This is a genomic window from Allobosea sp. NPDC055353 (assembly GCF_053644975.1).
This window is the reverse complement of record NZ_JBSHMC010000001.1, coordinates 1,175,562-1,199,589: the sequence shown is the minus strand read 5'-3', so window position 1 is coordinate 1,199,589 and position 24,028 is coordinate 1,175,562. Positions and strand designations below refer to the sequence as shown.

Annotated in this window: 21 protein-coding genes and 1 pseudogene; 9 read left to right on the top strand and 13 right to left on the bottom strand. The window is 66.8% G+C overall.

Going from position 1 to position 24,028, the window contains the following annotated elements; translation table 11 throughout:
* Window positions 1-55 precede the first annotated feature (55 nt).
* A complete protein-coding gene (locus tag ACWIEX_RS05495; RefSeq protein ID WP_454032090.1) occupies window positions 56-853 on the top strand; it encodes a DUF2076 domain-containing protein in 798 nt (265 codons plus the stop codon).
* Between the two features lie 91 nt (window positions 854-944).
* Here ACWIEX_RS05495 and ACWIEX_RS05490 read toward each other — a convergent pair whose 3' ends face one another.
* Entirely contained in the window at window positions 945-1,763 is an 819-nt protein-coding gene (locus ACWIEX_RS05490; protein ID WP_454032089.1) for a L,D-transpeptidase, read from the bottom strand.
* 164 nt (window positions 1,764-1,927) lie between these two features.
* Window positions 1,928-3,358 (bottom strand): lipopolysaccharide biosynthesis protein, encoded by a 1,431-nt coding sequence (locus ACWIEX_RS05485; RefSeq protein WP_454032088.1) that lies wholly within the window; start codon window positions 3,356-3,358, stop codon window positions 1,928-1,930.
* A gap of 216 nt (window positions 3,359-3,574) precedes the next feature.
* Between ACWIEX_RS05485 and ACWIEX_RS05480 the strand changes: the two are divergent.
* Together ACWIEX_RS05480 and ACWIEX_RS05475 are read left to right on the top strand one after the other, a co-directional pair.
* Window positions 3,575-3,976, top strand: a pseudogene (locus ACWIEX_RS05480) (GNAT family N-acetyltransferase); the annotation flags it as partial.
* An 85-nt stretch (window positions 3,977-4,061) separates the two neighbouring features.
* Window positions 4,062-4,904 carry a DMT family transporter gene (locus tag ACWIEX_RS05475; protein WP_454032087.1) on the top strand — a complete coding sequence of 281 codons (843 nt, stop codon included), beginning with the start codon at window positions 4,062-4,064 and terminating at the stop codon, window positions 4,902-4,904.
* Here ACWIEX_RS05475 and ACWIEX_RS05470 read toward each other — a convergent pair.
* Window positions 4,891-5,370, bottom strand: a complete 480-nt coding sequence (locus tag ACWIEX_RS05470; RefSeq protein ID WP_454032086.1) for a PaaI family thioesterase — start codon at window positions 5,368-5,370, stop codon at window positions 4,891-4,893. The two genes, ACWIEX_RS05475 and ACWIEX_RS05470, sit on opposite strands and share 14 nt — an antisense overlap.
* Before the next feature lie 229 nt (window positions 5,371-5,599).
* Complete coding sequence (locus ACWIEX_RS05465) at window positions 5,600-6,055, bottom strand: MarR family winged helix-turn-helix transcriptional regulator (protein ID WP_113585869.1); 456 nt, start codon at window positions 6,053-6,055, stop codon at window positions 5,600-5,602.
* Window positions 6,056-6,283: 228 nt separating this feature from the next.
* Here ACWIEX_RS05465 and groES point away from each other — a divergent pair, with 228 nt between their 5' ends.
* The 4 genes from groES to ACWIEX_RS05445 all read left to right on the top strand — a co-directional run bounded on the left by groES (window position 6,284) and on the right by ACWIEX_RS05445 (window position 12,044).
* Window positions 6,284-6,571, top strand: a complete 288-nt coding sequence (gene groES, locus ACWIEX_RS05460) for a co-chaperone GroES (RefSeq protein WP_061964603.1) — start codon at window positions 6,284-6,286, stop codon at window positions 6,569-6,571.
* Between the two features lie 48 nt (window positions 6,572-6,619).
* Window positions 6,620-8,257, top strand: a complete 1,638-nt coding sequence (gene groL, locus ACWIEX_RS05455; RefSeq protein WP_061964605.1) for a chaperonin GroEL — start codon at window positions 6,620-6,622, stop codon at window positions 8,255-8,257.
* A gap of 195 nt (window positions 8,258-8,452) precedes the next feature.
* Window positions 8,453-9,562: a branched-chain amino acid ABC transporter substrate-binding protein gene (locus ACWIEX_RS05450; protein WP_454032085.1), complete on the top strand. Its 1,110-nt coding sequence runs from the start codon at window positions 8,453-8,455 to the stop codon at window positions 9,560-9,562.
* A 388-nt stretch (window positions 9,563-9,950) separates the two neighbouring features.
* On the top strand, window positions 9,951-12,044 hold the full coding sequence (locus tag ACWIEX_RS05445; RefSeq protein ID WP_454032084.1) for an ABC transporter ATP-binding protein/permease: 2,094 nt from the start codon (window positions 9,951-9,953) through the stop codon (window positions 12,042-12,044).
* 110 nt (window positions 12,045-12,154) lie between these two features.
* Here the strand turns inward: ACWIEX_RS05445 and ACWIEX_RS05440 are convergent, their stop codons facing one another.
* The 9 genes from ACWIEX_RS05440 to ACWIEX_RS05400 all read right to left on the bottom strand — a co-directional run bounded on the left by ACWIEX_RS05440 (window position 12,155) and on the right by ACWIEX_RS05400 (window position 21,861).
* On the bottom strand, window positions 12,155-12,640 hold the full coding sequence (locus ACWIEX_RS05440) for an META domain-containing protein (RefSeq protein WP_454032083.1): 486 nt from the start codon (window positions 12,638-12,640) through the stop codon (window positions 12,155-12,157).
* Window positions 12,641-12,774: 134 nt separating this feature from the next.
* Window positions 12,775-13,752 (bottom strand): ATP phosphoribosyltransferase, encoded by a 978-nt coding sequence (gene hisG, locus ACWIEX_RS05435; protein WP_454033468.1) that lies wholly within the window; start codon window positions 13,750-13,752, stop codon window positions 12,775-12,777.
* A 5-nt stretch (window positions 13,753-13,757) separates the two neighbouring features.
* Window positions 13,758-14,870, bottom strand: coding sequence for an ATP phosphoribosyltransferase regulatory subunit (locus ACWIEX_RS05430; RefSeq protein ID WP_454032082.1), 1,113 nt, complete (start codon window positions 14,868-14,870; stop codon window positions 13,758-13,760).
* Window positions 14,871-15,132: 262 nt separating this feature from the next.
* Window positions 15,133-16,707: a histidine--tRNA ligase gene (gene hisS / locus ACWIEX_RS05425; RefSeq protein WP_454032081.1), complete on the bottom strand. Its 1,575-nt coding sequence runs from the start codon at window positions 16,705-16,707 to the stop codon at window positions 15,133-15,135.
* Window positions 16,708-16,808: 101 nt separating this feature from the next.
* Window positions 16,809-18,182, bottom strand: coding sequence for a glycolate oxidase subunit GlcF (glcF, locus tag ACWIEX_RS05420; protein ID WP_454032080.1), 1,374 nt, complete (start codon window positions 18,180-18,182; stop codon window positions 16,809-16,811).
* Between the two features lie 6 nt (window positions 18,183-18,188).
* A complete protein-coding gene (locus ACWIEX_RS05415; protein ID WP_454032079.1) occupies window positions 18,189-18,824 on the bottom strand; it encodes a DUF2585 family protein in 636 nt (211 codons plus the stop codon).
* On the bottom strand, window positions 18,824-20,011 hold the full coding sequence (gene glcE, locus ACWIEX_RS05410) for a glycolate oxidase subunit GlcE (protein WP_454032078.1): 1,188 nt from the start codon (window positions 20,009-20,011) through the stop codon (window positions 18,824-18,826). The genes ACWIEX_RS05415 and glcE overlap by 1 nt, the downstream gene beginning before the upstream one ends.
* 132 nt (window positions 20,012-20,143) lie before the next feature.
* Entirely contained in the window at window positions 20,144-20,365 is a 222-nt protein-coding gene (locus tag ACWIEX_RS05405; RefSeq protein WP_454032077.1) for a GIY-YIG nuclease family protein, read from the bottom strand.
* Window positions 20,366-20,424: 59 nt separating this feature from the next.
* Window positions 20,425-21,861, bottom strand: a complete 1,437-nt coding sequence (locus ACWIEX_RS05400; RefSeq protein ID WP_454032076.1) for an FAD-binding oxidoreductase — start codon at window positions 21,859-21,861, stop codon at window positions 20,425-20,427.
* 137 nt (window positions 21,862-21,998) lie between these two features.
* Here ACWIEX_RS05400 and ACWIEX_RS05395 point away from each other — a divergent pair, with 137 nt between their 5' ends.
* Both ACWIEX_RS05395 and ACWIEX_RS05390 read left to right on the top strand, forming a co-directional pair.
* Complete coding sequence (locus ACWIEX_RS05395; protein WP_454033467.1) at window positions 21,999-22,904, top strand: LysR family transcriptional regulator; 906 nt, start codon at window positions 21,999-22,001, stop codon at window positions 22,902-22,904.
* 60 nt (window positions 22,905-22,964) lie between these two features.
* Window positions 22,965-23,897: an SMP-30/gluconolactonase/LRE family protein gene (locus tag ACWIEX_RS05390; protein ID WP_454032075.1), complete on the top strand. Its 933-nt coding sequence runs from the start codon at window positions 22,965-22,967 to the stop codon at window positions 23,895-23,897.
* Window positions 23,898-24,028 lie beyond the last annotated feature (131 nt).

Here is a 24,028-nt window from a genome sequence, read left to right as displayed (position 1 = left end):
CGATCCCACCTCTTGAGCGCGGCGCAACCGCACCGCGCAACGAGAGGAGATGACGATGACGCCGCAGGAACGCGACGTGATCGCCGGGATTTTCGACCGCCTGAAGCAGGCGGCCAATCAGCCCCGCGACCCCGAGGCTGAGACCTTTATCGCAGAGCGCCTGCGCGAGCAGCCCTATGCGCCCTATGCCATGGCCCAGGCGGTCTATGTGCAGGAGCAGGCGCTCGCCAACCTGAACCAGCAGGTCGAAAGTCTGCAGGCGCAGTTGCGAGAGGCGCAGGCGCGCGCCAGCGAGCCAGCTCAACCGCAGGCCGGTGGCTTCCTGTCCGGCATCTTCGGCGGTGGGTCGGTGCCGCGCACCGGATCGGTTCCGCCCGTGCCGCAGCGTACTGCTGACGCCAACGCGCCGTCCGGCGTCTGGAACACGCAGCCACAGAGCGCTCCCGGCCAGGCCATGCCGATGCAGGCGCAAGGTCAGCCCGGCCCCTGGAGCAACCAGCCGCAGCAGCAATCCGGCGGCGGCGGCTTCATGGCGAGTGCGCTGACCACCGCGGCCGGCGTCGCCGGCGGCATGATGCTCGGCAATGTGCTGACAAACGCCTTCGGTGGCGGCAGCAAGCCCGCGGCCCAGACCGCGAGCGACACCGGCGCGAGCTCCAGCTCGACACCGGCTGCACCGCAGCAGGCCGCAGCCGACCAGAGCGCCAGCACCCAGCCCGCAGCCGACCAGACCGCGCCGGATAGCGGCTACGGCCAGGGCTATGACGGCGAGGCCAGTTACCAGGACGCCAGCCATGACGATGCCGATCCCGGCTTCGACGATGGCGGCGGGGACGACGACAGCTGGGTCTGAGGCGCCCCCCCGCACCGACCCCCATCAAATGCAAACGGCGGCCCGCAACGCGGAGCCGCCTTTTTTCATGGGCAGTGGACGAGGCGTAACCTCAGATCACCAGCACCTTGGCGCCGACGCGGACGCGCTCGTAGAGATCAGTGACATCGTCATTGGTCATGCGGATGCAGCCCGACGAGACCGCCTGCCCGATCGTGTTCGGCTCGTTGGTGCCGTGGATGCGATAGAGCGTCGAGCCCAGATACATGGCGCGCGCACCCATCGGGTTTTCGGGGCCGCCTGCCATGAAGCGCGGCAGGTCGGGCCGGCGCTTCAGCATTTCGGCCGGGGGCGTCCAGCTCGGCCATTCCGCCTTGCGGGTGATCGTCTTCAGACCTGCCCAGGAAAAGCCTGGCCGGCCGACGCCGATGCCGTAGCGCATGGCCCGGCCGCCCGGCTGCACCAGGAAGAGGAATCGCTGCGGCGTGTCGATGATGATCGTGCCGGGCTTGTGCGGTCCGTCATAAGCGACCTCCTGCTTGCGGAAGCGCGGATCGACGATCTGCTGGATGCCCTGCTGCGGCTCGACCGGCTCACCGAGCGCGGCCATGCGGCGCGAGGTCCGCGGCTGGCGGGCCGCCTCGAACGGGTCCGGCTCGTAGCCGCCCTGCGACTGCATGCGCCGGCCATAGGCATAGCCGCCGGGGCGGTTATAGACCGCGCCGCCGCGGCCGTAAGGCGTCGGATCGCGCCCGGTCATCAGCATCTCGATGAAGCCGCCGCCATAATTGCCGTGTCCGCGGCTCGCGGCCATCGGGTCGCCCGGCGCGGCATAGCCGTAATTCTGGCGCGTTCCCTGCGCGGCAGCCGGACCGGCAACGGCCATGGCCCCGGCAACGGCGAGGAACGGGAGAAGGATCTTTCGACGCATGACGCAAGCACTCTCGACATCGACTGCCGGGAAGCCTGCGGCGCGCCTTGAAAGGAATGGTGAATCGTTGACTCTCAGGCGTAGAAACCGGTCCGAAACCGCTGAGTTCGCAGAATTAACCTTAGCAGGCGGTCAAGCGACAGGGTGAAGGAAACCTTGCCGCCTCACCGGCGCGCGGAGCGCCGGGCGAGCCAGCGCAGCTTCAGGCCGGTGCGCCAGCGGCCGACATCGCAGGCCAGGATCACCGCCGCATAGACCAGCCCGCCGAGCGCGACCTGGAGCGGGAGTTCAAGAGCCGCCGGCAGCGTGCCGCGCAGCGGCCAGATCGCGAGCCCCATCGCGGCGCCGGCGGCGAGGACGCATGCGATCTCGCGCCAAGGCGGCGATGCCGGCAGCGCGCGCAGCGCCACCACCGCGGTGACCAGCAGCGCCGTCAGATAGGCGGCGCTCTGCGCGATCGAGACCGTCGTCGGCGCGAGAGCGCCCGGCAGGGCGAAGATGATGGCGAGGTCGACGACGAGCCCCGTCAGGGCGGCGAGCGCAGCAATGAGCGTACGCTTCGCCAGCAGGAAGACCGGCGCGAGCGCCGCCTGGAACAGCGCGATCGCGGCGAAACCCGGCAGGAGCAATGCCATATGGCCGGCGAAATGGCCGCGGAAGCCTTGCGGAACGAAGAGCCGTTCGAAGGCCGGCAGGATCAGCCAGAAACCAAGCGCGACCGGCAGCACGCAGGCGACCACGACGACCATGTTGCAGGCGATGCGCTTCTGCGCGGCGACGCGCCCGCGCGTCTCGTCGAGGCGGATGATCTCGCGCAGCAGCACGATTTCCAGCATCGAGGCCAGAACGGGGAAGAGCCGCAGGCCGATATCGGAGGCCAGCGAGAAATAGCCGGCCTCGGCGAAGCCGTGGCTGTCGGCCAGGATGGCGCGGTTGATGAGCGGGATCGCGGCATAGACCGCATTGCCTGCGACCAGTGGCAGGGCGTAGCGCGCGAAATTGCGCATCAGATCGGTTCGGACCGCTCCCGGCACCGGCTTGGCATCGGACAGCCGACCGCGATTGGCGAGAACGGCGGCGCCCGCGCTGAGCACGCCGCCGAGCAGAACGACGGTCGGGTCACGGGTCCACCAGGCGCCGCCGACCATCAGCAGCAGGGCGGCAACGCTGCGGACGAGGACGAGCCGCGCATAGGCCGCATCGAGGAAGCGGGCGCGGGCGATGGCGGCGTGATAGTCGAACCAGCCGGCAGCGATACCGCCGGCGACCGCGGCCATCAGCAGTGCCGACGGCAACCCGGTATTGACCCCGGCGAGCATCGCCGCGGCAAGAAGTGCGCAGAGCGATAGGCCCACGCCGGCAAAAAGCAGGTCGAGCGTCGCGCGGATGCCGGGGTCGCTCTCGCGGCTCTGCAGGGAATAGAAGCGGACGACGGAGATCTTCAGCCAGTCGAGCAGCGCCGTGTTGACGAGCACTACGGTGGCCGCGCCGATGGCGTAGAGCCCGAACGCCTCCGGGCCGAGGAACAGGGCGACGAGCAGCCCGAGCACGAAATTCAGCCCGGCATTGACGATGAAGGGCAGAAGAACGGTCATCGTGCCTTCGCCACTCCGTCCCGATATCCACGTTGCCACGGTCGAAACGCGCGACTCAGACCGGCCGCGCAGCCCTTCGGATCGGGGGTAGCCGGACGGGGCGATATTTCCAAGGGGAAGCTGCGAAGGCGCTCCCGCCCGCCCTGCTGCCACGGCATTGCGCAACGCCGTTCCCACACCTGTACGACGGAAGGATTTGACCCTAAGGCAAGCGTCATGACCCCGCCCATCCGGCTTGCCCATGATGACGATTCCGCCCCGCTCTCCGCCCTGATCGCGGCGAGCTTCGCGGAATATCCGGGCTGCGTTTTCGTCGAGGCGGAACTTCCCGAACTGCGCCGGCCCGCGACCGCTTTCGCGGCCAAAGGCGGCATGCTTTGGATCGTGGATGGACCGGACGGCCGCATTGCCGGCTCGCTCGGCATCGTGCCGGTTCCCGAGCAGAACGCGGCCGAACTTGCCAAGGTCTATGTCGACCCGGCGTTCCGGGGCGCCGGGCTGGCACAGGCCCTCTTCGCCAGGGCGGTCGACTTCGCCGAACAGGGCGGCTTCGCCGAGATGACACTCTGGTCGGACACGCGCTTCACCCGCGGTCATCGCTTCTACGAGAAGCTCGGCTTCGTCCGCTGGCCGGGCGAACGCTATCTCGGCGACGCCTCGGAAAGCTGGGAGTATCATTCCGCAAGCGGCTGCACCCCGGCCCATGACCTTGTCCATCGCTTTCCGGGCCGCGCTCGGCATCGCCCTGCTGACTGCAATGGATGCGGTCATCAAAGGCCAGATGCAGCAGCATTCCTTCATCGTGGCGCTGTTCATGCGCTTCCTGATGGGCGGGCTCTGCGCTCTTGCGGTGCTGGCGATCGTCCGCCCGGCGCGCCCGACCCGCGCCAGCCTCATCGGCAACATCGTCCGCGTACCGATCGTCGTGCTGACGGCAGGCAGCTTCTTCTACTCGGTCTCGGTGCTGCCCTTGGCGGAAGCGTTGACGCTGTCTTTCCTCGCGCCGGTCTTCGTCGCGCTGCTCGGCGGGCTGATCCTCAAGGAGAAGATCGACAAGCGCATCCTGCAGGCGCTCGGCTTCGGGATCGCCGGCATGCTGGTGATGGTCTGGCCGCGGCTGCAGGGTCATGTCAGTGGCGCCAGCCTCGGCGTCGCCGCCGCGCTGTTCTCGGCCGTCAGCTACGCCTTCAACCTGATCCTGCTCAGGCGCATCGCTGTCCGCGAGCACCCGACCGTCATCGTCGCCTTCCAGAATTGCGGGCCGGCGCTGTGCCTCGCCATTCCGGCCTGGTACGCCTTCGTGCCGATGAGCTTCGGTGACCTCGCCGCCTATCTCTTCGCGGGAGCGCTCGGCGTCGCCGGCCATCTCACGCTGACCTCGGCCTATGCCCACGCGGCCGCCTCGCGCCTGGCGCCGATCGAATATACGGCGCTGGTCTGGGCGAGCCTGCTCGGCTTCTTCGTGTTCGGCGAGGTGCCGCTCTACACGACCTATGCGGGCGCCCTGCTGATCGTCGCGGGGGCCGTCGCCGTCAGCCGGCGCTAGGCTTCGCCGGAAAGACCAGGCAGGTCTCGGTGCCGTGCGCGAGCAGCTTGCCGCGCGCATCGACCAGCTTGCCTTCCGTCGTGATCACCGTGCCACCGCGATGGATCAGCTTGCCTTCGCAGCGCACCTTGCCGCTCTCCGGCATGACCGGGCGGACATAGTTCAGCTTCATCTCCAGCGTGGTGTAGCCCTCGCCCGGCTTCAACGTCGCGTGGGCGGCGCAGGCCATGGCGGAATCGAGGATCGTCGCGGTCCAGCCGCCATGGATCGTGCCGAGCGGATTGAAGAAGCGGGCCGAAGGCTGGCCGGTGAAAACCACCCTGCCCTCATCGGCCTCGACCAGCTCGAAATCCATGGCGTCGGCGAAGGGCGGCGCCGGATTGATGCCGGCGATGATCCCGCGCAGGAAACTCAAGCCATCGCCCGCGACCAGTTCCTCGCGAGATACCACCCCAACAGCGCGCATCGTATCGATCTCCATTCGTGTATCTGCACGATATGAAGAGAATGGCGAGCGGGTCAATCCGGGAGAGGGGCGAACCTTTCAACCCGATGCCATCCCGGACGCAGCGAAGCGGAGATCCGGGATCCATTCCGGAGCCTTTCCCGATTGAACCTCCGGAATGGATCCCGGGTCTCCCTGCGGTCGCCCGGGATGACGCTGAAAGGCTCGAATTCGACGTCAGAACCAGACCTCAGCGCTCGCCTCGCGCAGCCCGGCGCAGCGCCCTGAGGCCATCGCGGGTTTCGCGCCAGCGCTCCTCGCCGAAGCCCCCCTCGATCTTGTCCTGTGCAGCGCGCCAATAAGGGATGGCGGCCTCGATCGCGGCCCTGCCCTTTTCGGTCACGGCATAGACCGAGGCCCGCCCGCGGCACTCGACCGGCTCGACCATTCCTTCCGCGGCCAAGAGCTGGAGATTGCGCGTCAGCGAGGTCCGCTCCAGCGCGAAGCGCTCGGCCAGCTCCGTGACCGACTTCCATTGCCCGGTACTCAGCGCCGAAAGCAGGACGAACTGGGTGATCTTGAGGCCGCTCGGGCGCATCGCTTCGTCATAGGCCCGCGTCACGGCGCGTGCGGTCATGCGCACATGCAATGCGACGCAGGAGCGGGCGATGGCGTCGAGGCGCGGGTCGGGCGAGGGCGTCGTCATTCCGCCATGTTAGCGTGTTCAAGCGCTGCTGCCAGCAGGCCTGCTGCGACCTGCGACATCGCATCCGCCGGCATTCACTTTATCGCGGGGCGCTTCCTTGACTCTCCGGGCGCCCGCGCCTATCTCCCCGCCATCTGTTAGCACTCCCACCAAGTGACTGCTAACAGCCTCCCCCGGGAGCCCTTCAGCGGCACCCGAAACGAATAAGACCGAGAGGAAGACAGAACCATGAAGTTCCGTCCTTTGCATGACCGCGTCGTGGTCCGTCGCCTGGATGGCGAAGAGAAGACCAAGGGTGGCATCATCATCCCCGAGACGGCCAAGGAAAAGCCCCAGGAGGGCGAGGTCATCGCCGTCGGTTCCGGCGCGCGTGACGAGGCCGGCAAGCTCGTTGCCCTCGACGTCAAGAAGGGCGACCGCGTCCTGTTCGGCAAGTGGTCGGGCACCGAGGTCAAGATCGATGGTCAGGACCTCCTGATCATGAAGGAATCCGACATCATGGGCGTCGTCGGCTGATAGCCGCCTGACCGCTCTCTTCCGTTTCCAGTTCAAGGAGTAGCTCTGATGGCTGCTAAAGACGTCAAGTTCGGCACCGATGCCCGCGACAAGATGCTGCGCGGCGTGGATATCCTCGCCAACGCCGTGAAGGTCACGCTGGGTCCGAAGGGCCGCAACGTCGTGATCGAGAAGTCGTTCGGCGCCCCGCGCATCACCAAGGACGGCGTCACCGTCGCCAAGGAAATCGAGCTTTCCGACAAGTTCGAGAACATGGGCGCCCAGATGGTCCGCGAAGTCGCTTCGCGCCAGAACGACCATGCCGGCGACGGCACCACCACCGCCACGGTTCTCGCCCAGGCGATCGTCCGTGAAGGCGCCAAGTCGGTTGCGGCCGGCATGAACCCGATGGACCTGAAGCGCGGCATCGACCTCGCTGTCGAGGCCATCGTCGCCGACCTCAAGAAGAACTCCAAGAAGGTCACGTCCAACGCGGAAGTCGCGCAGGTCGGCACCATCTCGGCGAACGGCGACGAGTCGGTCGGCAAGATGATCTCGACCGCCATGCAGAAGGTCGGCAACGAGGGTGTCATCACCGTCGAGGAGGCCAAGACCGCCGAGACCGAGCTCGACGTCGTCGAGGGCATGCAGTTCGACCGCGGCTATCTCTCGCCGTACTTCATCACCAACTCGGAGAAGATGGTCGCCGAGCTGGAAGACCCCTACATCCTGATCTTCGAGAAGAAGCTGTCCTCGCTCCAGGCGATGCTGCCGATCCTCGAGGCCGTCGTGCAGACCGGCAAGCCGCTGCTCATCATCGCCGAGGACGTCGAGGGCGAGGCCCTGGCCACGCTCGTCGTCAACAAGCTCCGTGGCGGCCTGAAGGTCGCGGCCGTCAAGGCTCCGGGCTTCGGTGATCGCCGCAAGGCCATGCTCGAGGACATCTCGATCCTGACCGCCGGCCAGATGATCTCGGAAGACCTCGGCATCAAGCTCGAGACCGTGACGCTCAACATGCTCGGCCGCGCCAAGAAGGTGCGCATCGAGAAGGAGAACACCACGATCATCGACGGCGCCGGCAAGAAGAAGGACATCGAGGCTCGCGTCGGCCAGATCAAGGCCCAGATCGAGGAGACCTCCTCGGACTACGACCGTGAGAAGCTCCAGGAGCGTCTGGCCAAGCTCGCCGGCGGCGTCGCGGTCATCCGCGTCGGCGGCGCGACCGAGGTCGAGGTCAAGGAGAAGAAGGACCGCGTCGACGACGCCCTGAACGCGACCCGCGCTGCGGTCGAAGAAGGCATCCTTCCCGGCGGCGGCGTTGCGCTCCTGCGCGCGCTCTCCTCGGTCAAGGGCATCAAGACCCAGAACGACGACCAGAAGACCGGCGTCGAGATCGTCCGCAAGGCGATCGCCGCTCCGGCTCGCCAGATCGTCGACAACGCCGGCGATGACGGCGCGGTCGTGATCGGCAAGCTGCTCGAGGCCAAGGACTACTCCTACGGCTACAACGCCCAGACCGGCGAGTACGGCGATCTGGTCAAGGCCGGCATCATCGACCCGACCAAGGTCGTGCGCACGGCGATCCAGGACGCGGCTTCGATCGCCGGCCTGCTGATCACCACCGAGGCGATGGTTGCCGAGCAGCCGAAGAAGGACGCCCCGATGCCCCCGATGGGCGGCGGCGGCATGGGCGGCATGGACTTCTGAGGAAGTCCAGCTTCTCGCAAGCTACCAGGAAGGCCCGGCGCAAGCCGGGCCTTTTTCGTTGGCGTGCGGCCATGCGTCCCAGGCCGCCCGCTCGGGAGCCGATGCGATGTCCTCGCCGGTCCTCCTCGCCTATAAAAGCGGCAAGCGCCCCGCAATGGACGGGCGCGGAAACGCCAAACCGATCGGGAGAGGCCCATGAAAACCTCCACATTCCTTACGAGTGTCGCCTTTGCCACGACGCTGCTCGCTGCCCAGGCCGCGCAGGCCGACATCACCATCGGCCTCGTCGCGCCGCTGACCGGCCCGGTCGCCGCCTATGGCGACCAGGTCAAGAACGGCGCCCAGACCGCCGTCGACGTCATCAACAAGAATGGCGGCGTCCTCGGCGAGAAGCTCGTTTTGAAGCTCGCCGACGATGCCGGCGATCCGAAGCAGGGCGTCTCCTCCGCCAACCTGCTCGTCGGCGACAAGGTCAAGTTCGTCGTCGGCCCGGTGACCTCCGGCGTCGCCATGGCGGTCTCGGACGTGTTTTCGGAGAGCGGCGTGCTGATGGTGACGCCGACCGCGACCTCGCCGGCGCTGACGACGCGCGGCCTGACCAATGTCTTCCGCACCTGCGGCCGCGACGACCAGCAGGCCGACATCGCCGCGACCTATGTCCTGAAGAACCTCAAGGACAAGAAGATCGCGATCGTCCACGACAAGGGCACCTACGGCAAGGGCCTCGCCGACGCCTTCCAGAAGGGCATCAATGCCGGCGGGCTCAAGGAAGTGATCGCCCTGACGGTCAATCCCGGCGACAAGGACCTCTCCGCCGTCGTGACGCGCCTGAAGGCTGCGAATGTCGACGCCATCTATTTCGGCGGCTACCATCCCGAGGGCGGCCTGCTCGCGCGCCAGCTCGCCGATGCCGGCGTCAAGGCGACGATCATCGGTGGCGAAGGCCTCTCCAACACCGAGTTCGCGGCGATCGGCGGCGACCGTGCCACCGGCACGCTCTTCACCAACGCGACGGACGCGCTGAAGAACCCCGACTCGGCCCAGGCCGTCGCGGCGCTGAAGGAGAAGGGCATCCCGCCTGAGGCTTTCACGCTCAACGCCTATGCCGCCGTCGAGGTGCTCAAGGCCGCGATCGAGAAGGCCGGCAAGCTGGGCGATGCCAATGGCGCCGCCAAGGCCCTGCATTCCGGCATGCCGGTCAAGACCGCGATCGGCACGCTGACCTATGGCAAGACCGGCGACCTGAGCTCGCCGAGCTTCTCGATGTACAAGTGGGACGCCGGCAAGATCGTCGCCGCCGAGTGACCTGCGGGGGTGGCTGAGCCGCCTCTTCCAGCCTCCCGCCCCGGACGAACCTCGCTCGTCCGGGGCGTTTCGTTTTCAGGCACGCGCCACGCTGCATTTCGCAGGAGCGTAGGTCATCCCCGACAAGCTGCGAAGCAGCGCCGATCCGGGATCCATGCCGGAGCCTTTCCGATGCAGGTTCCGGAATGGATCCCGGGCCTCCCTGCGGTCGCCCGGGATGACCGCGCATTTTGCCGGAGGCCCGTCATCAGAACCGTTGCGCGCCTCGCCGCCATCTTTCCGCAAGATGACAATTTGCTCATCCGGGCGCGTCGCCATTGAAAGGCCACTCCCGCTGCGACATGGTCCGAATCGTGGCTTTCACCGTCTCCCGCCAGGATTCCCGTTCATGCGCTTGTTGAGCATCCTCGTCGCCGTGCTGGCGGCGGCCACACTGATCGTCGGCCAGCAAGCCGGCTCGGCTGCCCTTATCGGAATGGGCGTCGTCGGCCTGCTGCTGGCGGTCGTGACCTTCCGCTCGCCCACCTTGCCGTTCTTCCTGCGGATCTTCTCGGGCGTCTTCGCCATCGAGTATCTGGTGTTCGGTGCGGCCGCGATCGCGGCCCATCTCGGCTGGTGGCCTGCGGCACTCGGGATTCCGCCGATACCGACCAGCCTGCCGACGACGGTCGGCGTCTTCGCGATCCTGATCTACGCGATTTCCTTCGTGCCGGTGATCGCGCGCATCGCCCGCATCGCCTCGCCCTATTTCGAATCCGACCAGATCACCACCGCCAATCTCTGGCCGATCGGCCCGTTCAAGATCAGGCTCGGCACGCTGGCGGTCTCTCTTTTCGTCTTCCTGATCGTCCTCAACCAGATTCAGGTCGGCATCACGCTGCGCCTCTCCTTCTTCAACCGCGACATGTACGACGCGCTGCAGAACAAGGATGCGGCGGCGTTCTGGTATCAGCTCTTCTACGTCTTCTGCGTCTGGGCGGTGCTCTGGGTCGCCTCGAACCTGATCGAGCTGTTCGCCAACTACACGATCCTGATCCGCTGGCGGCAGTTCATGGCGAACGAGTACACGCGGCGCTGGCTCGACCACGCGACGCATTACCGGATCGCGCTTGCCGGCAGCGTCGACAACCCCGACCAGCGTATCGCCGAGGACACGCGTTCCTTCGTCAACTCGACCTACGGCTTCGCGCTGCCCCTGCTCTCGCAGGTCTCCACGCTGGTCTCGTTCTCGATCATCCTCTGGAACATTCAGGTCAGCTTCACCCTGCCCGGCACCTCGGTTGCGATCCCCGGCTATATCTTCTGGGTAGCGTTCTTCTATGCGGTGGCGGCAACCTGGCTCACCCATGTGATCGGCCGCCCGTTGATCCGGCTCGAATTCGAGCAGGAGAAGCGCGAGGCTAATTTCCGCTTCTCGCTGGCGCGCCTGCGCGAATATTCCGAGCAGATCGCGCTGATGGTCGGCGAACCGACCGAGCGCAGCCATCTCGCCCAGCGCTTCCGCGATATCGTCGAGAACTTCTACCGGCTGGTCTGGCGCCGGCTGAAGCTGACCAGTTTCACCCTGTCCTACAACCAGCTCAGCGTCGTCCTGCCCTACATCATTCTGGCCCCGTACTATTTCGCGGGCACGATCACGCTCGGCATCATGATGCAGGTCGCCGGCGCCTTCGACCGGGTGCAGACGGCCCTGTCCTTCATCATCAACAGCTACTCCTCGATCGCCTCCTATCTCGCCTCGATCAACCGCCTGACCTCCTTCGAAGCGGCCGTCGAAGAAGCGCAGCACGGCGCGATCAGCGAGGAGGCGCTCGGCCGCGAGACCTCTGCCGACGAGAGCCTGCATATCCGCGACGCCACGCTGCTCCTGCCCAACGGCAAGCCGATCGTGAAGCTCGGCGCGCTCGACCTCGGCAAGACACGCTCGACGCTGCTGATCGGGCCCTCCGGCTCGGGCAAGTCGACGCTGTTCCGCGCCATAGCCGGCATCTGGCCGTTCGGCGACGGCAAAGTCGGGATTCCCAGCGATGCGCAGATCATGCTTCTGCCACAGCGACCCTATCTGCCGCAGGGTTCGCTTAGGGGCGCGCTCGCTTATCCGGCCGAGGAAGGCGCCTATGACGACGCCGCGACCCGAACGGCCATGGAGAAGGTCAAGCTCGGCCACCTCGCTGACAAGCTCGACGAGGTCGACCTCTGGGGCCAGCGCCTCTCGGGCGGCGAGCAGCAGCGCCTGGCCGTGGCGCGCGCCCTTCTGAGCAAGCCGGACTGGCTCTTCCTCGACGAGGCCACCGCCTCGCTCGACGAGAAGCTGGAAGGCGAGATCTATGAAACGATCGACCGCGAATTGCCGCAGACGCGGATCGTCTCGATCGGCCATCGCGCGACGCTGCGCAGCATGCACGACGCGATCGTCACCATGGAGCCCAATGCGGACGGCACCTTCACGCCGACGCCGACCGCGAAAACGCCTGCGGCCTGACGCCGCCGCGCCCCCCGCTTGCCGAAACGAAAAGGGTCGCTCGCGCGACCCTTTTCCGATTCATCTGCTGCGCAGGAGCCTTCTCCCTCAAAGGGAAGAAAGCGCCTCGGTCAAAGCGACCGGCTGAGCGTCAATTCGCCCGCCCCGCCCTTCAGCACGAGGCGGCCGCTGACGAGATCCCATTTGTTCGTCGCGCGCAGCGCCATCAGGAACGCCTTCTCGAAATCGAGCGTGCCCTTGTCGCAACTGCGCTTGGTGATGGCGATCGGGCCGACAGCGAAACCCTGCTGGCGCAGCGGATAGGCGGAAGCCGAGAAGGTGTTGCAGCCGCCGAAGCCGGTGCCGCGCAGATTCTGGTCGACGATCAGGGTCGCGCGCCGATCCTGGACCGGCTTGCCGTTCAACGCCACGACGCTCCAGCTCGCGCCGAGCGGAAAAGTCTTCTCCTGCTGCGGCAACGGAATCGCCGTCGTCCCGCCACCAAGTTCCTCTCGAGACGGCATCTGCTGGCGGCGCTGCGCCATCGCTTCGCCCGGCATCAGCATCGGCACGGCCAGGGTCGCAAGAACGGCCGCAAGGCCAAGGCGTCGGATCATGATCGTCTTACCCGCATTCACTCGCACGGCAACGCGACGTGCCGCCAAACCGGTTAACACGCCTAGAGGCCAATTGGTTCGGGATCAAGGCTGAACCGCTGGCGATCGCGTCATTCTGATGCGGCCGCGCAGCATCAGATGCGGGCGTTCAACCGCTCCAGCAAACGGTTCGCGCGGCGGAAGACATAGGCCGGAGCGCTGACGGTGATGTCGTCGGCGCCAAGCCCGTCGAGATGTTCGACCAGCGCGAAGACCGCCTTCTCCGGACAATGCAGCGTCAGCGGCGCACCCGTTGCCGGCGCCCCGAACGGCAGGCGGGCGCCAAAGCGCTCCTCCAGCACGGCCAGCGCCTCGGCGGCCAGGTCGAGCCTGGCGCGGACCTCGCGGAGCGTGCGCCCTTCCTCCTCGGCCGCGATCCGCGACAGGATGGTCTTCGCCGCCGCCTTCGCCCGCGCGCCCCAGGGCGCCTGCATCGAGGCGACGAGATTGGCTTCGGAGGCCAGCATCACGCCGTCGTCGAGCACCTTCAGCGCATTGGCGGAGAGCGTCGCGCCGGTCGTGGTGATGTCGACCACGATCTCGGCAGTGCCGGCAGCGGGAGCCCCCTCGGTCGCGCCGAGGCTTTCGACGATGCGGTAATCGGCGAGGCCGTGCTCCGCAAAGAAGCGGCGGGTCAGGTTCACGTATTTGGTCGCGACGCGCAGCTTCTTGCCGTGACGCGCCCGCATGGCGGAGGCGACGTCGTCGAGATCGGCCATGCTGCGCACGTCGATCCAGGCCTGCGGCACGGCGACCACGACATTGGCATGGCCGAAGCCGAGCGGGGTCAACATCTCGACTGCCGCATCGGCATCCGAGAGCTGCTCGCGGACGAGGTCCTCGCCGGTGATGCCGATATGGGCGGCGCCGGACGAAAGCTGCGCCACGATCTCTGAGGCCGAGAGGAATGCGACCTCCGCCCCGTCGACGCCGGCGATGGCGCCGCGATAATCGCGCTCGCCGCGCGACTTGACGAATTTCAGACCCGCGCGGCCGAAGAAGGCCGTGGCGTTCTCCTGCAACCGGCCCTTGGAGGGTACGGCGAGGACGAGCGGAGCGTCGTTATCCGGCATCTGGCTCATGCGGCGTCTCCCGTCAGGCGGTCGAGCCAGAGCGAAGCGCCGACAGCGGGAAGTGGCTGGCGCGCGCCGAGACGGCCGAGGACATTGTCATAGCGGCCTCCGCCGGCAACGGGCTTTCCGTCGCCGCGGGCGGTATCGTGAAGCTCGAAGATGAAACCGGTATAATAGTCGAGATTGCGGGCGAAGCCGGCCGAGAAGCGGATCGCGCCGATATCGACGCCGCGCGCGGCGAGGAAGCCGGTGCGCTCGTCGAAGGCGTCGAGCTGGCGGCCGATATCGAGCGAAGCCTGATCGGCGAGCGCCCGCAGCGAGGCGGAAGCCGCGTCGGGATCGCCGGAGACGGCCAGCACCTGCGCCAGCAGCGCCTTGACGTCGCCATTGACCGGGTTCTCGCGCTCGGCGGCGCGCGCCAGGAAGCGCTCGGCGATATCGGCGGCGGAACGCCCGCCGACGGTCGAGATGCCGGCGATGGAGAGCACGTCCTCGACGAAGGCGCGGGCAGCCTTGGGGTCCTGCCCTTCGAGCGCCTTGAGCAGCCCGGCATGAGCGGCATCGCCCTCCGCGGCGGGCGGATCGAGCGCATCGACCGCGTCCGCGCCCTTACCCTGCACCACAGCGCGGACCAGACGGCGGCGGGCGCCCTGCGGCACATTCAGACCGTCGAGCAATGCGCCGAGCACGGCGACATCGCCCATGACGATGCGCGGATCGGCGAGGCCGAGCATGGCCGTCGCATCGATGGTCAGCGCCATGATCTCGGCGTCAGTGGCGGCGAAATCGTCCCGGCCGAAGGATTCGAGGCCCGCTTGCAGAAACTCGCCCGGCTCGCTGGCCCGCATGCGGAAGACGGGGCCGGCATAGGCGTAGGCCGCCGGCTCGGTCGAGCCCGAGGCGATATGATCGAGCGCGACCGGGATGGTGTATTCGGGGCGCAGGCACCAGTCGCGGCCGTCCGCATCCTGCGTCATGAAGATGCGACGGCGGATATCCTCGCCGGAGAGATCGAGAAAAACGTCGGCCGGCTGCAGGATCGCCGGCTCGGCATGCGCATAGCCCTCGCCGGCGAAGAGCGCGATCACGGTCTCGATGCTGGCGCGGCTTGCGGGCACGGCTCGTCCTGTCCTGTCCTGTTGCGAGCGTCGTCCTAGCAGTGACGTCGCAAATTTTCGAGGGATTTGAGGGAAATGGGTGAACGGAGTTTGGTGTCCTTCCCTTCTCCCCTTGCGGGAGAAGGTGGCTCGGCGAAGCCGAGACGGATGAGGGGTCGCGCGACGCTGCGAGCGTCGTGGCCAGAACCGGCGCAGACGATGGGCCACAGCGCGCCCCCTCATCCGCCTGCCGGCACCTTCTCCCGCAAGGGGAGAAGGGCGCTTACGAATGTCGTGCCAGAACCCGCTTCACGCCCTCGACCAGCTCCGCGACCGGCACGGCGAACTGGGCCTCGGCCTGCTTGGCCTTGTGCTCGGCAGAATCCTTGACGTCGCGGCTGGCGGCGGCGAGCTCGGCGCCGAGGATCAGGTCCTTGATAACGACCGTGCCCGCCTCGCGCTCCGACGAGCCTTGGATCACCGCGCAGATCGCGCCGCGCCGATCGGCATATTTCATCTGGGCGTTGAAACCGGAGCTACCCAGATAGAGATCGGCGCGCAGCAGCGGCTTGCCATCGGTATCCTTGGCCTGGCGCAGGCCTGCGACCATCGCCTGATAGCCCGGCATGAATTCCGGCGACTTGTTGTCCATCGCGGTGACGACGACGAGCGGAAGCTCGTTCTTGCTGTCGACGATCGGCGACTTCACCGCCTTCAGCGCCGAGAACAGCCGGGAGACACCGATCGAGAAGCCGGTCGCCGGCACCGGCTCGGGCCGGAAGCGCCCGACGAGACCGTCATAGCGCCCGCCACCCGCGACCGAGCCAAAGCGCACGACCTGCCCGTCATCGTTGGTGACCGGGAAGGTCAGCTCCACCTCGTAGACCGGGCCGGTGTAGTATTCGAGGCCACGGACGACGGAGGGGTCGATGATGATGCGGCCAAGATAGCCGGCCGCCGTGATCAGCTCGCGGATCTGCTCCAGCTCGGCGATGCCGGCCTGACCATTCTCGGCGCCTTCGACCAGGTCGCTGAGATCGGTGAGCGCAGCAGCCGAAAGTTTGGCCGAGCCTTCGCTGTCCTGAGCGTTCGTCTTGCCCAGCTCGGCGAGCTTCTGACCGAGTTCGAGATAGCGCAGGATGCGGTCGGACTGCGCGTCCGATAGGCCTGCGCCCTTGGTGAAGTCGCCGCTCTCGTCCTTGCGGCCTTCGCCGAGGAGCTTGCGGACTTCTTCCAGCGGGAACTTGTCGGCCTTGTCGATGGCGCGCAGCACGGTAAGGCGCGCTGCGGGCTCGATGCCAGCCGCATCCATCACGCCGTCGAGCACCTTGCGGTTGTTGACCTTCACGACATAGTCGCCGCGCCTGATGCCGAGCTTCTCCATCGTGTCGGCGGCGAGCATGCAGATCTCGGCATCGCCTGCGACGGTGCCCGAACCCACGATATCGGCATCGAACTGCATGAACTGGCGGAAGCGGCCCGGGCCCGGCTTCTCGTTGCGGAAGACGTAGCCGACGCGATAGCTGCGATAGGGTTTTGGCAGCGCGTCGAAATTCTCGGCGACATAGCGGGCGAGCGGAGCCGTCAGGTCGTAGCGCAGCGAAAGCCACTGCTCGTCATCGTCCTGAAAGGAGAAGACGCCCTCGTTCGGCCGGTCCTGATCGGGCAGGAACTTGCCGAGCGCGTCGGTGTACTCCACGAAGGGCGTCTCGACCGGATCGAAGCCATAGACCGAGAAGCTCTCGCGGATGACGGAGAGCATGCTCTCGGTCGCGGCGACATCGGCCGGGCCACGATCGACGAAGCCGCGCGGCTGGCGGGCCTTCAGCTTGGCAGGGGCGGTCTTGTCGGCGGACATGGGGGCTCGCAACTCGAATAAGTAGCAATTACTTATCCGCGGGTTAGACCCTACGGGCGCGAGGGGCAAGCGCGTCCTTCTCCCCTCGGGGGAGAAGGGAGCTATTCGGCCGCCGCCAGCGCCTTTTCCCGCAACGGCCGATCCTCGATCCCAGCCCGCGCGAGCTTCTCCGGCAGTGGCCCGCCGGTCGCCCAATCCAGCAGCTCGGCCGTATGCACCACCGGGGTCATCGCGCCCTTGTCCGCAAAGCCCTTCGCGAGCTGGGTCATGCAGCCGATATTGCCGGTCGCGACCAGCATCGGCCTGGTGCGCTCGATATTGCCGACCTTGCGCTCGCGCAGCTTCCCCGCGATCTCGGGCTGGAGGATGTTGTAGACGCCGGCCGAGCCGCAGCAGATGTGCCCCTCCGGCACCTCCTTGACCTTGAAGCCGGCGCCCGACAGCAGGCGCTTCGGCCCGTCCTTGAGCTGCTGGCCGTGCTGCATCGAGCAGGCCGAATGATAGGCGATCGGCATCGCGACATCACGAACCGGAGCAAGCTCCAGCGTCTCGACGAACTCGGTCACGTCCTTCGCCAGCGCGGAGACCTTCGCCGCCTTCTCGGCATAATCAGGCTCGTTGCGGAACATGAAGCCGTAATCCTTGATCGTCGTGCCGCAGCCGGAGGCCGTGATCAGGATCGCGTCGAGCCCCTCGCCGTCGACCTCCGCCATCCAGGCGTCGATATTGGTGCGGGCGAAGGACAGGGCATCGTGCTCCTGACCCATATGATGGACGAGCGCGCCACAGCAGCCCTCCCCCTTCGGCAGGACAACCTCGACGCCGTGGCGGTTGAGCAGGCGGATCGTCGCCTCGTTGATGGCGGGGTCGAGCACCGGCTGGGCACAGCCGGAGAGCAGCGCGACCCGGCGCTTGCGCTCGGCCGGCGGTGGAAAGTTCTGTGGGCCTTCCATGGCGGAGCGCGTCGGCAATCGCGTCGGCGCAAGCGCCAGCATCGCCTTCAGTCGCGAGCCGATGACGGGAATTACGCCCAGCACCGGCGCGAAGGGCTTGCCGATCAGCGCCAGCAGCATCGCGGCGCGGAAGCGGCCGGGATAGGGCAGGATCGCAGCCAGCACCTTGCGCAACAGGCGATCATGCCACGAGCGCGTGTAGGTCTCCTCGATATGGGCGCGGGCGTGGTCGACGAGGTGCATGTAGTGCACGCCCGAGGGACAGGTGGTCATGCAGGAGAGGCAGGAGAGGCAGCGGTCGACATGCTTCACCACCTCGGGAGTGGCGGGCTTGCCGTTCTCGAGCATGTCCTTGATCAGGTAGATGCGCCCGCGCGGGGAATCGAGCTCGTCGCCGAGCAACAGATAGGTCGGGCAGGTCGCGGTGCAGAAGCCGCAATGCACGCAGGTGCGCAGGATCTTCTCCGAGGCCGGCATGCGCGGATCGGAGGCGAGGCGTTCGGGGGTGAAGTTGGTCTGCATGGCGTGTCAGGCTCCGCCCTGCCAGGCTTTGATCCAGTCCATCGGCCAGAGCAGCATGATGACGTTGAGGGTGAGGTTGTCGCGGATCAGCCAGCCGACGATCAGCTCCATCGCCAGCGCGCTGGTCACCGTCAGCCAGACCGGCGCGAAGCGGGCGAAGAAGAAGCCCAGCACCATCGAGAGGATGTCGCAGACGGAGTTCAGGACGCTGTCGCCGTAATAGTCGAGCGAGATCGTCGCCGAGCGATAGTGCTCGATCACGGCATTGGTGTTCTCGGCGATCTCCCAGGCGCCTTCGAGCAGGATCGAGAGCAGGAGCGCGAGTCCGAAGGAGATCGGCAGGCCTGTGATGCGGCGGATCAGCCAGAACAGGCCGTAGAACAGGAAGCCGTGGATGATATGCGAGAAGGTGTACCAGTCGGCAATGTGCTGGGAGTTCTCGGAGGACATCACCGTGCCCTGCCAGAACTTGATCGTCCCGCATTTGCAGATCGGCTCGCGGCCCATCCAGAGCAGGATCGCGGCCGCGCCGGCGATCAGCAGCCCGGCCAGCAGCACAAGCGCGACGGGGCTGAGCCGGTTGGGGGCCCAGCTTGCGCGATTATCGCGGGTTTCAGCGGGAAGTGTGTCAGCGAGCGTCATCAGATCCCCGCATATATCCGGCCGGGCTCGAAGATGCCGGCGGGATCGAAGCTTTTCTTGATGCCAGCCGTCACCCGCATCAGCGGCTCGGCCAGCGGCTGGAACACGTCGACGGCGGCGCGGATCGCATCGGGCGCCCGCACCAGCGTGGCGTGGCCGCCGAGCGGTTTCAGCGCGGCGCGGATCGACGCGGCGCCAGCATCGCCATCGGCGGGAACCGCGAGCCAGACCAGCCCGCCGCCCCAGTCGTAGAAGCAGCGCGCGCCCCGGACCATGCGGGCGATCGCGGCGGCGGCCTTCGGGCCGTTGGTCGGGGCGAGCGAGAGGCGCCAGACCGCCTCACCGCTCCCTGCGAAGAAGGCGGCATCGCGGATGTCGGTCCAGAGCGTGGTCGGCGCGGTCCCTTCGAGGCGTTCCGGCACGCCGTACTCGCCCAGCAGCAAGGCGAGTTCGCTGGCACGGTATTCGATCGAGTCCGAGAAATTCTCCAGCCGCAGCAGGGTCCGCGCTTCGTCGCCTGCGACCCCTGCGGGAAGATGCGCGGCCGCCATCGGTTCGAAGGGCGAGCCCAGTGCCTTGGACAGGAGCGCGACGCCGTCGCTGTCGGACAGGCCGTTCCATTGCAGCGTGACGAGGCGCTCCGGCCGCGGCAGCACGCGGAAGGTCACCTCGGTCAGGAACCCGAGCGTGCCATGGCTGCCGCTGAGCAGCTTCACCAGATCGAGGCCGGTGACGTTCTTCATCACCCGTCCGCCGGACTTGATCATCTCGCCGCGGCCATTGACCAGCCGGACGCCGATCAGGGAGTCGCGGGCGGCGCCGGCATTGATCCGCCGTGGGCCGGAGATGTTGCAGGCCGCGATGGCGCCGATCGTCGGCTCGCCCTCGCTGCCATAGAGGGCGCGGTGGTCCATCGGCTCGAAGGGCAGCATCTGGCCGCGTTCAGCCAGCGTTTCCTGCACGAGCGCCAGCGGCGTGCCGGCACGGGCGGCGATGACCATCTCGGCCGGCTCGTAGAGGGTGATGCCGGTGAGACCGGCGCTGGAGAGCGTGCTCGCGGCCTGAGCCGGGCGGCCGAGACCGGCGCGCGTGCCGCCGCCGCGCAGGGTGAGCGGCGTGGCGCTATCGACGACTGATTTCACGACGGCGCAGGCCTGCGCCTCGGTGGTGGGAGTATGGACGATCATGCTTCACCCTTTGTCATTCCGGGGCTTCGCACAGCGAAGAACCCGGAACCCACGACTGGGTGAACCCGTTCAAGCCAGCCCGTCATAGAAATCCGTCCATTCGGGATTGATGTCCTCGATCAATTTGATCTTTCAGGCGCGGCGCCATTTCTTCAGTGCCTTCTCCCGATCGATGGCGTCGTGAACCCATTCGAATTCTTCGTACCAGACAAGTCGATCAACGTCGTATCGAGCGGCAAAGCCGGCATTTTGCTTCGCCTTGCGCTCTTGAACGCGCCTCGCGAGATCATTGGTGATGCCCAGATACAGCGTGCCGTCCTTCTTTCGGGCGAGGAGATAGACGAAGTCCGACATCCCTCTCACCCGGTCGTGGGTTCCGGGTTCTCGCTGCGCGAGCCCCGGAATGACAAAACTTACGCCGCCACCCTACCTTCCAGCGGGAACACCTTCGCCGGGTTGAGCAGCCAGCGCTCGTCGAACACCGCCCTCACCCGCATCTGCTGGGCGAGGTCCTCGGGATTGAACTGGAAGGTCATCAGGTCGCGCTTCTCGATGCCGACGCCGTGCTCTCCGGTGAGGCAGCCGCCGACCTCGACGCAGAGCTTGAGGATGTCCATGCCGGCATCCTCCGCCTTCTGCGCCTCGACCGGGTCGTTGCAATTGTAGAGGATCAGCGGATGGAGATTGCCGTCGCCGGCATGGAAGACATTGGCGACGCGCAGACCATAGCCCTTCACGATCTCGTCCATGCGCTTGAGCACATAGGGCAATTGCCCGGTCGGGATCGTGCCGTCCATACAGATATAGTCGGCGATGCGGCCGGTGGCGCCGAAGGCGGATTTGCGGCCCTTCCAGATCGCCGCCGCCTCCATCGCCGATTTCGATTCCTTCACCGTCGAGACGCCGTGTTCCCTGGCGATCGCGACGATGCGGGCGAGCTGGGCGTCCATCTCGTCGTCGGAGCCCTCGACCTCGATGATCAGGAGCGCCTCGACATCCATCGGGTAGCCGGCCTTGGCGAAGGCCTCGCAGATCTCGATCGCCGGCTTGTCCATGAACTCCATCGCGACCGGGATGATGCCGGCCCCGATGATGGCGGCGACGGCCGCGCCCGCCTGCTCGCTGGTCGGGAAGCCAAAGAGCACGGGGCGCGCGCCTTCGGCCGCGCGCAGGATGCGCACCGTCGCCTCGGTGATGATGCCGAGCTGGCCCTCAGAGCCGTTGATCAGGCCGAGCAGGTCGTAGCCTGGGGAATCGAGATGGGCACCGCCGATCTCGGCGATACTGCCGTCGAGCATGACCATCGTCACACCGAGCACATTGTTGGTGGTGACGCCGTATTTCAGGCAATGAGCCCCGCCAGAGTTCATGCCGATATTGCCGCCGATCGAGCAGGCGAGCTGCGAGGACGGATCGGGCGCATAGAAGAAGCCCTCAATCGAGACCGCGCCGGTGACCGCGAGGTTGGTCACGCCGGCCTCGACCCGCGCGACACGGTTGGCATAGTCGATCTCGAGGATGCGGTTCATCTTGGAGACGCCGACGACCACCGCGTCCTCCTGCGGGATCGCGCCGCCCGCGAGCGAGGTGCCGGAGCCGCGCGGCACCACCGGCACGCCCTCCTCCCGGCAATAGCGCAGGACGGCGGCGACCTCCTGCGTGGTCGATGGCAGCACGACGGCGAGCGGCATGCGGCGATAGGCGGTCAGCGCATCGGTCTCGTAGGGGCGGCGCTCGTCGTCGCTGGTGATCAGCGCCTGCGGCGGGACGAGGCGCACAAGGCCGGCAATGATCGATTCGCGGCGGGCGAGAATACCGGCATCCGGCACCGGAAAGGCTATCGCGCTCATCTCTCCCTCCGCTTTCAACGACTCATGGCACGCCACACACGGCATTCTCTCTGCGCGGCAGATTAGATCAATTCAATGGCACTTGCAGCGCGGCCAAAGCCAGCCATTATTTCCAGATTGGAAAAGGTGGCGTGGCGATGGACCGGTTCGGCGATCTCGACGTGTTCGCACATGTAGTGACGACCAAAAGCATGTCGGCGGCCGGCCGGCAGCTCAACCTGTCGCCGGCCGTGATCTCGAAGCGCATCCGCCGGCTGGAGGAGCGGCTCGGCGTGCGCCTGCTCCAGCGCACGACGCGGCAGCTCGCCCTCACCGAGGCCGGACAGGGCTTTTACGAGCGCGTCGTCTCGATCCTGTCCTCGATCGAGGAGGCGGAGTCCTGGGTGGCAAGCGGGGCCGGCCAGGTGCGCGGTACACTGCGCGTCTCGGCTCCGACCTCCTTCGGCCGGATGCATGTCGCGCCACATCTCAAGCGCTTCCTCGATGCCAATCCGCTGGTCACGGTCGAGCTCGTGCTCAGCGACGCCTTCGTCGATGTCGTGGGCGAAGGTTTCGACCTCGCGATCCGCATCGCCGATCTGCAGGATTCCAGCCTCGTCGCCAAACGGCTAGCCCGCAACCACCGGGTGCTCTGCGCCACGCCGGGCTATCTCGCGGAACATGGCATGCCGGCCGATATCGCCGAATTGTCACGCCACACCCTGATCGCCCATAACGCCGACCACTGGCGGCTCGACGGGCCGGAAGGGCCGGTCTCGGTGCGCGTCAACGGTCCGCTCAGGACCAATTCCAGCGAAGTCGTGCGCGAAGCTTTGCTCGGCGGCGTCGGCATCGCCTTGCGCTCGACCTGGGATGTGGGGCCGGAGCTCAAGTCCGGGGCGCTGCAGCGCGTCCTGCCGGCCTATGCCGTCGGCTCGCGCGTCGCGGTCTATGCGGTCTATCCAAGCCGCCGGCACCTGGAACAGAAGGTCCGCGCCTTCGTCGACTATCTCGGCGAGCTCTATGGCGCCACGCCGTATTGGGATGCGGGGCTTGCGTTGTAGGGCATTGCCCTGCCCTGTGCGGGCGGGGATGCTCCAGACGAAGCTTCAGGGAGATTTGGCATGTTCGGCGTGCTCGAAGGCACGGGGGTTACGGTCCTCGACCCGCGGTTCCATCGCATCATTCCGGGCTCCGCTCGGGTCGAGCGGCTCTGGTCCGGCGCGCGCTGGTCGGAAGGGCCGGCCTGGTTCCCGGCGCATAACACGCTCATCTGGTCGGATATCCCGAATGACCGCATGCTGCGCTACGACGCGCTGAGCGGTCAGGTCGGCACGTTCCGCCAGCCGGCGCGCAATTCCAACGGCAACACGGTCGACCGCGAGGGGCGGCTCGTCACCTGCGAGCATGGCGGACGACAGGTGACGCGCACCGAGCATGACGGCTCGATCACCGTGCTGGCGAGCCATTTCGGCGGCAAGCGCCTGAATTCACCGAACGACGCCGTGGTGAAATCGGACGGCTCGATCTGGTTCACCGATCCCGATTACGGCATCCTCAGCGATTATGAGGGCGACAAGTCCGCCGGCGAGATCGGCGCCTGCAACGTCTACCGGATCGATGGACGGACCGGCGAGATCGCCATCGTCGCCGATGATTTCGTCAAGCCCAACGGCCTCGCCTTCTCGCCGGACGAGAGCATTCTCTACATCGCCGATACCGGCGCGAGCCACGATCCCGAGAACGGTCCGCGGCATATCCGCAGCTTCCGGATGGGACGGGATGGCATCGCGCTCGGCGAGTCAAAGGTCTTCGCGACCTGCACCGCCGGTCTGTTCGACGGCTTCCGCCTCGATGCCGAAGGCCGGATCTGGACCAGCGCCGCCGACGGCGTCCACATCTACCACCCGGACGGGACGCTGGTCGGCAAGCTCGCGATCCCGGAAATCGTCGCGAATGTCTGCTGGGGCGGCCCCAAGCTCAACCGCCTGTTCATCTGCGGCACGACCTCGCTCTATTCGGTCATGACGCACACGAACGGGGCGGTGCGGCCTTAGGCTGGATCACGCCCTACCTAACCGTCATTGCGAGGAGCAAAGCGACGAAGCAATCCACGGGGACTGGGTTGAACGCTTGGACCCAGTCCCTCTGGATTGCTTCGCTACGCTCGCAATGACGGTGGAGGGGA

Bases quoted from the DNA above. Each gene is read 5' to 3' on its own strand.
- ACWIEX_RS05390 (WP_454032075.1), top strand. From the start codon at position 22,965: ATGTTCGGCGTGCTCGAAGGCACGGGGGTTACGGTCCTCGACCCGCGG.
- glcE (WP_454032078.1), bottom strand. From the start codon at position 20,011: ATGATCGTCCATACTCCCACCACCGAGGCGCAGGCCTGCGCCGTCGTG.
- glcF (WP_454032080.1), bottom strand. From the start codon at position 18,182: ATGCAGACCAACTTCACCCCCGAACGCCTCGCCTCCGATCCGCGCATG.
- ACWIEX_RS05490 (WP_454032089.1), bottom strand. From the start codon at position 1,763: ATGCGTCGAAAGATCCTTCTCCCGTTCCTCGCCGTTGCCGGGGCCATG.
- ACWIEX_RS05465 (WP_113585869.1), bottom strand. From the start codon at position 6,055: ATGACGACGCCCTCGCCCGACCCGCGCCTCGACGCCATCGCCCGCTCC.
- ACWIEX_RS05395 (WP_454033467.1), top strand. From the start codon at position 21,999: ATGGACCGGTTCGGCGATCTCGACGTGTTCGCACATGTAGTGACGACC.
- ACWIEX_RS05405 (WP_454032077.1), bottom strand. From the start codon at position 20,365: ATGTCGGACTTCGTCTATCTCCTCGCCCGAAAGAAGGACGGCACGCTG.
- groES (WP_061964603.1), top strand. From the start codon at position 6,284: ATGAAGTTCCGTCCTTTGCATGACCGCGTCGTGGTCCGTCGCCTGGAT.
- ACWIEX_RS05400 (WP_454032076.1), bottom strand. From the start codon at position 21,861: ATGAGCGCGATAGCCTTTCCGGTGCCGGATGCCGGTATTCTCGCCCGC.
- ACWIEX_RS05495 (WP_454032090.1), top strand. From the start codon at position 56: ATGACGCCGCAGGAACGCGACGTGATCGCCGGGATTTTCGACCGCCTG.
- hisS (WP_454032081.1), bottom strand. From the start codon at position 16,707: ATGTCCGCCGACAAGACCGCCCCTGCCAAGCTGAAGGCCCGCCAGCCG.
- ACWIEX_RS05450 (WP_454032085.1), top strand. From the start codon at position 8,453: ATGAAAACCTCCACATTCCTTACGAGTGTCGCCTTTGCCACGACGCTG.
- ACWIEX_RS05440 (WP_454032083.1), bottom strand. From the start codon at position 12,640: ATGATCCGACGCCTTGGCCTTGCGGCCGTTCTTGCGACCCTGGCCGTG.
- ACWIEX_RS05415 (WP_454032079.1), bottom strand. From the start codon at position 18,824: ATGACGCTCGCTGACACACTTCCCGCTGAAACCCGCGATAATCGCGCA.
- hisG (WP_454033468.1), bottom strand. From the start codon at position 13,752: ATGCCGGATAACGACGCTCCGCTCGTCCTCGCCGTACCCTCCAAGGGC.
- groL (WP_061964605.1), top strand. From the start codon at position 6,620: ATGGCTGCTAAAGACGTCAAGTTCGGCACCGATGCCCGCGACAAGATG.
- ACWIEX_RS05470 (WP_454032086.1), bottom strand. From the start codon at position 5,370: ATGCGCGCTGTTGGGGTGGTATCTCGCGAGGAACTGGTCGCGGGCGAT.
- ACWIEX_RS05485 (WP_454032088.1), bottom strand. From the start codon at position 3,358: ATGACCGTTCTTCTGCCCTTCATCGTCAATGCCGGGCTGAATTTCGTG.
- ACWIEX_RS05445 (WP_454032084.1), top strand. From the start codon at position 9,951: ATGCGCTTGTTGAGCATCCTCGTCGCCGTGCTGGCGGCGGCCACACTG.
- ACWIEX_RS05475 (WP_454032087.1), top strand. From the start codon at position 4,062: ATGACCTTGTCCATCGCTTTCCGGGCCGCGCTCGGCATCGCCCTGCTG.